Annotated in this window: 10 protein-coding genes and 2 pseudogenes; 3 read left to right on the plus strand and 9 right to left on the minus strand. The window is 69.2% G+C overall.

Annotation, left to right across the window (positions count from 1 at the left end; all coding sequences use genetic code 11):
- Nucleotides 1-165 precede the first annotated feature (165 nt).
- The 7 genes and pseudogenes from BBH68_RS20360 to BBH68_RS39610 form a co-directional block, all read right to left on the minus strand.
- Entirely contained in the window at nucleotides 166-966 is an 801-nt protein-coding gene (locus tag BBH68_RS20360; protein WP_065964542.1) for an alpha/beta fold hydrolase, read from the minus strand.
- Nucleotides 967-1,023: 57 nt separating this feature from the next.
- Nucleotides 1,024-2,031, minus strand: a complete 1,008-nt coding sequence (locus tag BBH68_RS20365; protein WP_245738157.1) for a LysR family transcriptional regulator — start codon at nucleotides 2,029-2,031, stop codon at nucleotides 1,024-1,026.
- 125 nt (nucleotides 2,032-2,156) lie between these two features.
- Nucleotides 2,157-2,807, minus strand: a complete 651-nt coding sequence (locus BBH68_RS20370) for a hypothetical protein (RefSeq protein ID WP_065964543.1) — start codon at nucleotides 2,805-2,807, stop codon at nucleotides 2,157-2,159.
- Between the two features lies 1 nt (nucleotide 2,808).
- On the minus strand, nucleotides 2,809-3,348 hold the full coding sequence (locus BBH68_RS20375) for an RNA polymerase sigma factor (protein ID WP_425428827.1): 540 nt from the start codon (nucleotides 3,346-3,348) through the stop codon (nucleotides 2,809-2,811).
- Nucleotides 3,349-3,486: 138 nt separating this feature from the next.
- On the minus strand, nucleotides 3,487-4,029 hold the full coding sequence (locus tag BBH68_RS20380) for a hypothetical protein (protein WP_245738159.1): 543 nt from the start codon (nucleotides 4,027-4,029) through the stop codon (nucleotides 3,487-3,489).
- 72 nt (nucleotides 4,030-4,101) lie between these two features.
- Nucleotides 4,102-5,238, minus strand: coding sequence for a hypothetical protein (locus BBH68_RS20385; RefSeq protein ID WP_245738160.1), 1,137 nt, complete (start codon nucleotides 5,236-5,238; stop codon nucleotides 4,102-4,104).
- A 42-nt stretch (nucleotides 5,239-5,280) separates the two neighbouring features.
- Nucleotides 5,281-5,761 (minus strand): annotated as a pseudogene (locus tag BBH68_RS39610) (hypothetical protein).
- Between the two features lie 198 nt (nucleotides 5,762-5,959).
- Between BBH68_RS39610 and BBH68_RS20390 the strand changes: the two are divergent.
- Nucleotides 5,960-6,232 (plus strand): hypothetical protein, encoded by a 273-nt coding sequence (locus tag BBH68_RS20390; RefSeq protein WP_065964545.1) that lies wholly within the window; start codon nucleotides 5,960-5,962, stop codon nucleotides 6,230-6,232.
- Nucleotides 6,233-6,963: 731 nt separating this feature from the next.
- Entirely contained in the window at nucleotides 6,964-8,646 is a 1,683-nt protein-coding gene (locus tag BBH68_RS20395; protein WP_065964549.1) for an SWIM zinc finger family protein, read from the plus strand.
- Nucleotides 8,647-9,124: 478 nt separating this feature from the next.
- Here the strand turns inward: BBH68_RS20395 and BBH68_RS44525 are convergent, their stop codons facing one another.
- Both BBH68_RS44525 and BBH68_RS20405 read right to left on the minus strand, forming a co-directional pair.
- The gene (locus BBH68_RS44525; RefSeq protein WP_211301781.1) at nucleotides 9,125-9,433 is read right to left on the minus strand and encodes a RidA family protein; all 309 of its coding nucleotides are present in this window, start codon (nucleotides 9,431-9,433) and stop codon (nucleotides 9,125-9,127) included.
- 263 nt (nucleotides 9,434-9,696) lie between these two features.
- Nucleotides 9,697-10,468: pseudogene (locus BBH68_RS20405) on the minus strand (transposase).
- Nucleotides 10,469-10,763: 295 nt separating this feature from the next.
- On the opposite strand from BBH68_RS20405, the gene BBH68_RS20410 reads away from it, so the two are divergent.
- On the plus strand, nucleotides 10,764-11,180 hold the full coding sequence (locus BBH68_RS20410; protein ID WP_065964552.1) for a restriction system modified-DNA reader domain-containing protein: 417 nt from the start codon (nucleotides 10,764-10,766) through the stop codon (nucleotides 11,178-11,180).
- Nucleotides 11,181-11,731: the final 551 nt, after the last annotated feature.

Below are 11,731 nucleotides of genomic sequence, written 5' to 3' on the forward strand. Positions count from 1 at the left end.
TATTCGCCCGGCGCCCGGGGCGGACGCGTGTGTCTTTTGCCGAATGGCGAGATCCTCGGTTGGCGGGGACAAACGAAGATCGGTTGTGGCCGCCACAGCGTAGACGCTGCCAGTCGGAAGGAATGCCCGGGGGCCGGATAGTCCTGATAGACCTATTGGGTCGGCCTAGTCCGCCAGGAACGCCGAGACCAGCGCGCTCGCCTGGGGTCGGCACTCCTCGAAGTAGGCGTGCCGGGCACCGGTGAAGAGGTGCGTACGGGCGCCGGCGATGCGGGCGGCGAGCAGGGCGAGGTTGTCCGGCGGGGCCATCCGGTCCTGGTCGCCGTGCAGGACGAGGGTGGGCGCGCTGATCGTCGGGAGGACGTCCCAGGCGTCGTGCCGGTTGCTGGCCAGCAGGTGGCCGCGGCGGGCGTGCGGGGGCATGGCGGGGTCGCCGAGGGTGGTGTACGGGCCGGGGTGCTCCGCCCGCCAGGCGGGGGAGTACATGAGGTCGATCAGCGCCTGCCGGGCGGCTTCCGGGTCGGGCTGGGCGAGGGCCCGCCGTACCGAGGCGTCCCGTTCGACGGCGTGCGGCCCGCCGGGCGTCGTACAGCCGAGCACCAGGCGCCGGACCCGCCCGGGATGCCGGGCGGCGACCCATTGGGCGACCCGCCCGCCCATGGAGGTGCCGTAGACGTCGGCGCGCTCGATGCCCAGGTGGTCGAGCACCGCGATCACGTCCTCGGCGAACTCCGGGGTGGAGTAGCCCGCTTCGGGCTTGTCGCTGGCTCCGGTGCCCCGGTAGTCGAGGGTGATGGTGCTGTGGGTGGTGTGGAAGTCCTCGCGTATGCCGTCCCACCAGCGGTGGTTGTTCGCCTGCCCGGCGAGGAGCAGGAGCGGGAAGCCGTGGCCCCGGAGCTGGCAGGCGAGCGCGGTGCCGTCCGCGGCGCGGGCGAAGGTGTGCGGCGGCGGGTCGGTGTCGGTCAAGGCGGTCCTTCGGGGAGTGCGGGCGTACAGGTGTGCAGATACGGGGGCTGGCGCGGCTCACCCGGTTTCGGCAGCGGCGGGCTCAGTCGACTCAGTGGGCTCGTCGGGCTGGGGCCGGGCGGAGAGCCAGTCGCCCCGGGCCACCGCCGCGCGGACCTGGTGCTCCAGCTCACGGGCGACGACCTCCACGGCGGGCGGGGTCCGGCCCGAACGGGGGGTGGCGAGGACGATGGAGCGCGACACGTGGGGTTCCGTGAGCGGGGCGGCGCTCAGGGTCCCCGCGCTGAGGTCGTCGGCGATGCCGACCCCGGGCAGTACGGTCCAGCCGTGCCCGGCCAGGACCAGCCGCTTCTGCACCCGCATGGAGTTGGTCTGGACGGCGATCTCCAGCCCGGCCCCGGCCCGCGCCGCCGCCGCGTCGATCAGCGCGCGCAGGGCGTGGCCGGAAGCGGGCATGACGAGCGGGTGGGCGGCGGCCTCGGCGAACGGCACGGGGCGGTCGGCCCGCAACCCGGCCGCGGCGGGAGCGACCAGCCACAGGTCTTCGCGCACCAGCGGGCGGGCGTGGAGCGAGGGCGTGCTGTCGAGGTTGTACAGCAGCGTCAGGTCCAGGTCGCCGTCGTCCAGCCACTGCTGGAGATGCCCTGAGTACGCGGTCATCAGCCGCAGCTCGATGCCCGGGTGGGCGCGGGCCACCGCGGCCACGAGCGGCTCGGCCAGCAGATCGGTGGTGCTCTCCAGCAAGCCGACCGTGACGATGCCGGCCGTCGCACCCGGCGCGGGCCGCACCTCGGCGCGGGCCCGATCCAGCTCGTTCAGGGCGCGACGGGCCCGGTCGACCATGATCGCACCGGCGTCGGTGGGGCGCATGCCCTGGCGGGTGCGCTCGAAGAGCGGTACGCCGAGCTCCTGCTCCAGCGTGCGGATCTGCCGCGTGACGGCGGGCTGCACCAGGCGCAGCAGCTCAGCGGCGCGCGTGACGCTGCCGACCTCGGCGATGGTGACGAGCGCCTTGAGCTGCTTGAGGTCCACGGTCTCTTCCTCCGCGCCATGCGCGGTCGGCATGGAGCGATCACGAAGCGCTATATCACTTCGCTCGCCATGATTATCCATGATGGCCGCCCGGAGCCCTCAACGAGGAGCGTCACAGCGGTCGAGGGGTGCGTACGGTGGCCTCCGTCGGTCACCGATCAGCTGTCCGGCGGCGTGTTGCTGCCCGCGTCCTGGTCCCGCCAGAAGGCCGGGCACTCGGTCTTCGCCGCCTTGGGCAGTTCGCGCTTGAAGAGCTCCCGCACCATCTTGACGTGGGTACCCCGGTCGGCGACCACCTCCCCATCGGGACGACCCATGTCCACGAGCACCAGACGTTCGCCCGTCCTGAAGGGCTTCTCTTCCAACCACTCCGGGTCGACGGTGTTGATGTCGACCTCCTTCGCCCCCTGCGCGGGTTTGATCCAGCCCCGCACGGCCAAGGTCACGACGACCTGGTGGGGCCGCGAGGCGTCCCGTACCGCGACCACCTCACCCTCGACGGCGAACCGGGCGCAGGCGACTGTCTCGACACCCGTCAGGCCCTGCCCGTCGGCGCCGCCGGCCGACGTGGCCGAGCGGCCGTCCGTCGACACGAAGGTCAACACCCCGATGGTCAGCACCCCGACGGCCAGCGCCGCCGCGGTCGCGAGGACACCTCGGACCGTGGCGCGGCGCCGCCGCACAGGGCGAGGGGCGGGCTCCGGAGGTAGGTCTGCCCGGCCGGCCTCCTCCGCGATCATTCTCAGCGCCACCCGCAGGTCGCTCTCCTCCGATTCGGTCAGCTCTGTCGCATCAGTGATGTCGGCCATCTCAGATCACCTCCAGGTCCCGGAGTTGCTTCCGCAGCGCGGCCACCGCGCTGTGCAGTCGGCTCTTCACGGTGCCCTCCGGCACGTCCAGCAGCTCCGCGATGTCACGCACGGGCAGATCCGCGTAGTAACGCAGGGTCAACACCTGCCGCTGCACGGCGGACAGCCCTTCAAGCCCGTTGGCCACCGCCAGCGCGAGGACGCGACGCTCTTCGGGGTGTTCCACCGGAGGACGCCGCGACCAGCGCGCGGCCAGCCGCGCGCGCAGGCCGGCGTCCCTGGTCCTGGCCCGGTGCCAGTCGACCGCCACCCGGGAGGCGACAGCCGTCAGCCAAGCCATCGGCTCGCGGATCTCCGGCTGCCCGGGCTTGGCCCGCTCCTCCAGCAGCTTCAGCCTGACCTGCTGCACCCCGTCGTCGAGCTGGTCCCAGGGCACCCCGCCCAGTACGAGCATCGCGCGTACCCGCTGGACGTACTCCGGCTCGGTCAGCGGCGACGACTCGTCCGGCCCGACCGGTCTCGCTCTGCGCCATCCAGGCATGCGCGGCCCCCTCCTCGTTTCCCTGGTGACGGAGCAGCCGCGGTAAACGTTCGCCCGTAGGCGGAGGAACCTTCGAGCAAACCGCGTTGTCCCGGCAGACCGGCAGACCGGCAGACCGGCCGGCCGGCAGGCGACCCGCTACTCGCTGCGGCCCTCCGGGGCCGGCGGCGTCACACCGGGCTCGATCGTCGAACGGACGTAGACGCGCGTGCTGCCCGGGGTGAACTCATGGGCGAAGAGGTCGACGCAGTAGCGGAGGCGCTTCCCCTCGGGGGAGGTGAGGCCGTCGGGGCAGAGACTGATCCGCCGCGCGCCCTTGACCAGGGTCTCGGGCTCCGGGAGCCCCAGATGCCCGAAGGGCGCCATCGGTTCGTACCCCTTCCGCTCAGGATGGAGGTTGGCGACCATCTCCTCGCCCTCCGGCACCAGCCGGGAGAGGTACGCGTCCGCCTCCCGGCTGGGCAGCGTGAAGGCCAGGACCCCGACGTCGTAACGCGACCCCGCCTTGTACCCGGCCCGCCGGTCCGAGGCCCCCGCCGGGATGCGCAGACCCATCGTCCCGCTCACCCAGCCGGGCGTGGCACCCCGCTTCCAGCAGCACTTCCTGTCCTGCTCCGCCCGGTCGGACAGCGCGTCGCTCCCGAGGAAGGCGAACGCCGCGACGGCCACGGCGACGGCCACGAGAACCGCTCCTGAGGCCACGAGAAGTCGATGGCGCACTGCTGGCTCCCGATGAGGTCTGAGGGGTGCGGCTCAACGGCCGTTGGCACGCTGCCGCTCCCGTCCCGGGTCCGTGCGTCCGCCCTCGCGCCCCGGCTCATCGGGGCCCGGGAGCGGCTCATTGTTCGGGACCGACGCGCCCAGATCGTAGTGCTTGAATTCCTCCAGCGCCTGCTTGCGCCATTCGTCCTGGTTCTGCCTGATGCTCTGATCGATGTGATTCCTGAACCCCTCGTCGTCCCAGAGCATCTTGTCCACCGGAAGTTTCACCGGGTCGCCGCTATTGCCCAGATAATGCGCCATGTGGCACGAGGCGTCGCTCATCCCCCGCCAGTCCGCGCCCTCGGCCAGCAGGTTCATCTTCTGCCTCGTACGCCGCTCCGCCGCACCGGGGGACTCGACACCGTGCGGCCACGACCCCACATCCGGCGCCGCCCGCTTGACCGTAGGACTCAGCAGCCCGGCCGCCAGCAGATCATCCTTGTGCCCCTGCCGCAGCGTGGCCCGCGCCTCCGGCTCAGCGACTCCCACAGCCTCCGCAACTCGGCCCGCTGCTTGTCGTTCGCGTCCTTGCCGAGCGAGGCCAGCTGTGTGGCACGCGGAAGTTGTTCCTCGTCGAGTGGTGTAGGTGGTGTGGCCCGCGTTGTTCGGATCCCCGCCATGGCTCTTCCGCAGCGCCTGCGTGACAGCGGCGTCGATCTCCGAGGCGTGCGACACCAGACCGGTGAGTGTGTCGGCGTACCACTTCATCAGATCCAGCGTGCGCTGCGGAGTGTCCTTCGTCGTGCACATGTCCGCCATCTGCACCTTCACCGTCCCATCACCCCCGTCCGACGCGACCAGACCGGGATCCGGCGGCTCCATCGACGGATTCCCCCGACGCGCCTCCTCCGTCAGCGCCTTGGCCCGCTTCTGGATGCCCGTCAGCTCGGTGTGCGCGTCCTGTAAGACGTTGTAGATGCTCTGCGCCTCCGCGTGCAGATCGAGGAACTCCTTGGCCGTGCTGCGTACGAACTCCTTGGTGACCCCGGCGTTGACCCCCTGCCACCGGGCCGCGTCCGATTTCTGCACCAGGCCGCTGTAGACGCTGGTCCTGAGCGTGTCCAGCTCACCGACCATCGTTTTCCAGTCGCTGACGGCGGTGCCCAGCTTCTCCAGATCCACCGACATGAGATCCGAGTACGAGAACCCTCTCACGATCTACGCCCCCCGTTATTTGACGTACTTCGCTATCTCCGACACCGACACCGCTGCCCCGTTCCGATGGCGCAGCGATGCCGCGAGCTCCTCGTCGTTCCTTCGCGTGGGCCTTCTTCGAGTAGTCGAGATGGTTGGAGATGTGCGCGCACATCTGCAGAATCGTCTTGACCTGCGTCCCCCAGACCTCGAGCGTGGTGTACAGCGCATCGCCCATGGTGAGCCGGTGCCCCGACATCTCCTTGGCGGCCTGAGCGGTCGAGCCCGCCCCGCTCTTGTCGATACCCGCCCCGGCGATATCCGCCTTCTTCCGCAGCACCCCATGCAACGCGAAGGCCTCGTGCCCGACCGCTCCGAGATCGTTTTGATGGACCACAAGATCGTGATCCTTCCCGGAGCCCCCCGACCCCGGCTCGGCCCGATTGAGCCGCATCCCGACCGACTGCTGTTCCTTCGCGGCGGACACGAGCTCCGCCCATTCCCTGCCGAATGTCATCGTTACCCCCCGGATTCGACTGATTCGACCCCTCGTCTCCCGCTGCCGAGAGCCGCCCCCTCAGTCAGCCAGGGACACGCCAAGACCCGCCCGGGCGTCCCAGCCTGGTTGTTCTCCCCAGCGCAACGCTCTCCTTTGTGTGCATCCCTGACTACACTGTGCATCCGGCAGCTCGACCACGTTCGACCGGAGGCAGACATGGCCCGTGCCTGGGAAGCTGACCCGTCCGCGCTATTCGAGCGTCGGCTGGGGAGATCAGCCGAAGAGCTGGGCAACTCCGACGGCAATGACGAGTGCCCGGACATCTGGCAGCTCGACAATGGCGATGTCGCTGTGATCGGCAGGGATCTGACAGCCGCCTACCGCGCCCGACTGCCGCACGGCGTAAACCTCGGTCCGGACGAGCGGCTGGTCGTCATCCCAGGGAACATGCTCAGCGCGGCCAAGAAGGACATCCCCGATGTCCGCTGAACGCGGCCGACGTCGTACGGAACCCCGGACCAGGGCAAAGCCACTGACCATCCGGCGCCGCCCCGTCGATCTTCGGCCGGGCCGCGAATCGCCGCTGCCGACCGCCTCCTCGCGCGCTTGTTCGCGAAGCCGCCTTTGAGCCGGAGCATCCACCAAGGCCGACGCCAAGAACAAGCGCTACCGGATCGCCGACCCCTGTCTCCGGTTCTGACCGGCCTTCCTGCAGCGGGGAATCCCACTGATCGAGCGCGGTCGCGGGGACCTCGCACTGGAGCGCATCGAGCGGTCCTGAACCACATGACGAGGACGTGCGGTCGAGCGGTCATCCGCGAGTCGCTGCTGCGCCTGCCCCCGATGACAGATGGCCCCACACGGAAGCGGTCGGCGGCTGGTGGAACCGTCAGAACGACCCCGGATCGACCTGATCGGTGCCGACCGCGAACCGGTCGCGGGCGTGGTGCACTTCATCGGCTCGGTCAAGTGGCTGGAGTCCCAGCCGTTCGGCCGACGCGAGTACGACGCCCTGGCCCGGGACATGCTCGCGGTGACCGGCGCCGAACCGGCCACCCGCTCGTCGCCGTCTCGCGCTGCGGCATCGAGAACGACCTGCCGCTCACGGCACACGCGGCCCGGAAGACCTGGTCCGCGCGTGGCAGTAGCCAGGGGAGAGCCAGCCCCGCCAGAGGGCCGATGCCGGGATCGGCAGATGGCATGAGAGCAGAGGAACACCATTGGAAGAGTTCAGCGAGTCAGCTCTGCGGGCGTTGTCCGGTTCGCGCTCCTTCGAACGGGGACGGGGCTACCTGGAGGCGGTATCCGGGGTGGAGGTCGGTGACGGCTGGGTCACCGCGAGCGTCCACGGCACGGATCGCTATCAGGTGGAGTTGACGCTGGACGGGCCCGGCGGGCTGGCCGGGGCGTGCGACTGCCCGTACGGCATGGAGGGCAACTTCTGCAAGCATCTGGTCGCCCTCGGCCTGACGGTGCTCGCCCAGCGGGAGAGCCTGCCGCGACAGCGGAAGGCGGCCCGGGACCGTGCGCAGGGCCTTGACGCGTGGCTGTCCGGCCTGACCAAGGACGAACTGCTCGCCCTCGTACGCGAACAGGTGGGGGAGGACCGGCGGTTGCGGCGCCGCCTGGAGCTCCGGGCCGCGAGCGCCCGGGGGGACCTCGCAGCGGTCCGCGCGCGTGTCCGCGATCTGCTGGACATCTCACCGTTCGCGCAGTACGGGTACGTCGCGTACGCCGATGCCCGCGCCTACGCCGACCAGGCCGGGCAGGCGGTGGCAGCCATCGGCGCGCTCACTGGATGCGGCCGGGCCGACGACGCGATCCCCCTCGCGCGGGAGTCGATGAAGCTGCTGGCAGACGCGGTGGAGAACGTCGACGACTCGGACGGGTGGCTCGGGCAGGTCGGTTCGGACCTTGCCCACGCCCACCTCGAAGCGTGCCGTGCCGCCCACCCCGACCCCGAGGAACTCGCGCGCTGGCTGGTCGGCCATGCGCTGGGCGACGTGGACGACGGCCTTACGGACATCGATCCGCTCGACTACGAGGAGATCCTCGGCGAAGAGGGGATGGCCGTCCTGCGGAAGCTGGCGGTCGAGGCGTGGCGGGGCAACCGCCGCGGCTGGGCGGAGAAGTACCTGATGGAGCGTCTGGCCAAGGCGGGAGACGACATCGACGCGGTGATCGCCGTGCATGCGGCCGACCTCTCACCGAACGGACACACGCACCTGGTCATCGCCCGCGAACTGGACTCCGCCCGGCGCCTCGACGAGGCCCTGGGCTGGGCGGAGCGTGGCATCCGGGACGCCCGGGACCTCTCCGCCGTCGACCATGCCCTCGTCGACTACCTCTGCGACCGCTACACACAGGCGGACCGGCTCACCGACGCCGTCGCCCTCCGCCGCGACTACTTCGCCGCCCGCCGCACCCTGCTCACGTACCAGCAACTGCGAGCCGCCGCCCGGGTCGCGGACTGCTGGCCGGCCGAGCGCGAGGGGGCGCTGGCCCTGCTGCGTGCCGATGCGGGACGGCGGCAACAGGGCCCGTACGGCGGCCCCGTCCTGATCGACGCCCTGCTCGACGACAAGGACACCGACGCCGCCTGGCAGGCCGCCATCGACGCCGGCGCCCACGACCAACAGTGGCTCACCCTCGCCGACCAGGCCCGTCCCACCCGCCCCGCCGACGCGCTCCGCGTCTATCTGCGCCTGGCCGAACCCCTCACGAAGCAGACGGGCAACGCGATCTACGAGCAGCTCACCAGCCTGCTGCTGAGCATCCGCGACTGCCACCGCCGCCTTGGCACCCAGGACGAGTTCACCACGTACCTCACCGCCCTGCGCGCTGGCCAGAAGCGCAAACGCAACCTGATGCGCATGCTCGACCAGCACGGCCTGTGCCTGTGAAGCGCGGCCGATCCCCGAAGGCCGCGCTTCGTCGCTGCGGTTGCCGCGCCAGGGGAGCAACCACAGACTGAAAAGAGGAGCTTGGCTTCTTGAATGCTGGGCCGTCCTCTACGTCGTGTTGCCTTTACTGCCAGACATATCCGTTGAGAACCCCAGGCTGAGTGAACATGCGCGGGGACACTGTGCTGAGGCGACGGAGTCCGTTCGCTGTGGGATATTCACCGGACTCTTCTCGAACACGGACGTTGACATAGGTGAGCCGTACCGAGCGTTGGTACGCCTGGTCTGCAATGCGTGGTGGTGGACCTGCTTGTCTGGTCGCCACCCAGTTCTCCGGCGATCTGTAGCGCCCCTGTCGGCCGTAGTCGACTGCTCTGGCCTGCACATCCGGCCTCCAAGATCATTACGTGGTCATTATGTGATCGGTGTCCGACTGGGCCACCGCGCACCCGTGAAGACGCCTGCCGTACACGGCTCTTTACCGTCCCGCCGGGCTGACGGCAGCAACACCGTTGATCTCGACGAGCACGCCCTCGCGCACGAGCTGCGTGACGACCGTGGTCCGGGCGGGCAGTGGAGAGCAGTCTGCGAAGAACTCCCCGTACATGCGGTTGAAGACGGCGAAGTACCTACGGTCACTGAGATAGCAGGTGCACTGGACGATCAGGTCCTTGCTGCTGCCAGCCGCGACGAAGACCGCGACGAGGTTGAACAGAGCCTGCCGCAGCTGCGAATCGAAGTCGGTCGGTATCTCGTGCGTAGCCGGGTCCAGTGACCCCCTGCCCAGAGGTGAAGATCAAATCGCTGGTCCTGACGGCCTGGGACAACGGAGGCTGGGTGCCGTCGGAGAAGCGAACGAACGGGCGTTCTCGGTGTGAATGCCTTCGACCACGGAGACACTTTCCGCCACAGACACCCGCCGATCACGCGGCCGGACACCCACCGCTCACCACCTCAGCCAGTAAGATCGCGATCTACAGCTGGTGTACTAAACGACGTCCCGTAAGCGGGGTTGGGTCAGGACTGGACTGGACTGGGTCGAGGTAGGGGTTACCCGGCGAGGGCCAGGTTGTGCAGTCTGGCCACGCCGAGGACGGCGTGGTGGACGCCATCGCCACGTAGCCGACAGTCGCGGAGAATCTTGTAGGTCTTCATCCGGGAGAAGGCGTGTTCGACGCGGGCCCTGGCCCGGCGGTGGACGGTGTTATCGGCCTGCTGCTCAGATGTGAGTGGTCTGTCCTTGCGTGGCCAGTGCGGGATGAGAGCAGGGGTGCCGCGATAGCCGCCGTCGCCGAGAACGGGCGCGTTCTTCACGGCACGGTGCACGCCGGATTCCCGGTAGGCGCGGGCGTCGTGGCGGTTGCCGGGCAGGGGCCGTCCGGCCGCTACGACCAGTCGGGTGTTGGCGTCGATGACGACTTGGTGGTTGGTGGAGTAGCGGTAGTTCTTGCTGGAGGCGGCCACGCTCCGGTCGCGGGTTGGGACCAGGGTGCCGTCCACGATCAGCACCGTGCCGGACGGGTGCCGGCGCCGGACGGGTGTCAGTGCGAGAAGCGGGGCGATGTGGTCGATGACCCAGTCGGCGGCGGACTTGGAGATCCCGAACAAAGGGCCGAGCTGCCGCATCGTGAGGTTCGTGCGCCAGTAGGCCGCCCACCAGCAGTATGCGATCTTCCAAGGACAGGGCCCACGGCCGTCCGCCGGTAGGCTTGCCGCCGCCCCGCCGTCGCACAAGCCCGACGAGCTTGTGAAACTGCCGCCCGTTCAGTCCCGCGAACAGGCCCACCCACTGCGGCTCAGCCGCCGTCACCACCGCACCCACGTCAAGATCATCACATGCCTGATCAGGGGTTACGGGACGTCGTTTAGGTCACGCACTGCCTTGTCGCTGAGGGACGTTGCGGCACTCCGAACCCACTTGCGCGAGTGCGGCCCCTTCGATGCGGCGTCGGCTGTCTACCGGGCACGGCGCCATAGGCTGCCGGTCAAAGGGGAGGCTACGGCGCGCCTCACCCACGGAGGGGCCGGCGGCGATGCGCACACCCCCTTGCGCCGTCGACTTCAAAACTGGCAAACTTCACAGTTCAAAGTCCAAAGTTTGAGGCGGAAGGTTGCCCATGCCCAATCGATCTATCGAGATCGACGATGACGTCTTCGCGTTCCTGCAGCGTCACAGCGAGCCCTTGGTGGACACCCCCAATGCCGTGCTCCGCCGTCTGCTGCTGAGCGACGAAGACTCGCCTACCGGAAAGACTGCTGTCCGCAAGAGCGGGGATCTGTTGCCCATCATTGAAGCTGGCCTAGCTGCCCCCGGAGATAAGCTGCAGCACCACCAACCCCGCCGTCAGCTAACACACGAGGCTACGATCACTGCTGACGGCTGGGTGGAACTGCCGGATGGTCGAGCGTTCCCGAAGCCTTCGCCCGCATTGAAGGCACAGACCGGCAGTGAAATCAACGGCTGGGGCAAGTACATCCACATTCCAAGCGGGCGTGTCCTTCAGGAACTCCGTGAGAAGGTCCGTCACATCTGAGCGGTCCTGGCGCTTCCGCTGGGCGCGTTACTGGGTTGAGCGTCTGCTGAGACCGATGCGTAGGTTGACTTGGGCGGAGGACGCGGTACATGGGGACGGACCGGCCCATTGGTGGGCGGTGAGCTGGTGATCCAGATGGCGGCCCCCGGTGAATCGCGAGGGCACGTTGGCGACCGGCGCTACGGCCGCAGCGCACGGGGCTGCCCTTCGCGGCCCCTGTCGCGGCCCGGCCGGGCGGTGCAAGAGGTACTTCCGCTGCGCTCTGGTACGAGTCGGTTCTTCTTGGCTAGATCCATACGCTGCCTGGCCAGCCGGACAATCCTGGCCCGGCCAGGCTGCTCTGCACAGCAGCGGGCCTGGCAACGGGTGTGAGAGGGCGGCTGGAGCTTGACAATGCCGTTGAGCCAAAAGTGGCATTGGGGTCGAGCCACGACGGTTTCCCTGCCGCCTTCTCGTCTGCCCACGCGACCGCACGCAATTCTCTCCGGTCCCGCTCGACCACGTCCAGGAGCGGAGCCGGTTGCGTATTCGGCGGCAGCGGGGCGTCGGGT

Origin of the sequence: Streptomyces sparsogenes, assembly GCF_001704635.1 — a bacterium.
Lineage (GTDB): Bacteria > Actinomycetota > Actinomycetes > Streptomycetales > Streptomycetaceae > Streptomyces > Streptomyces sparsogenes.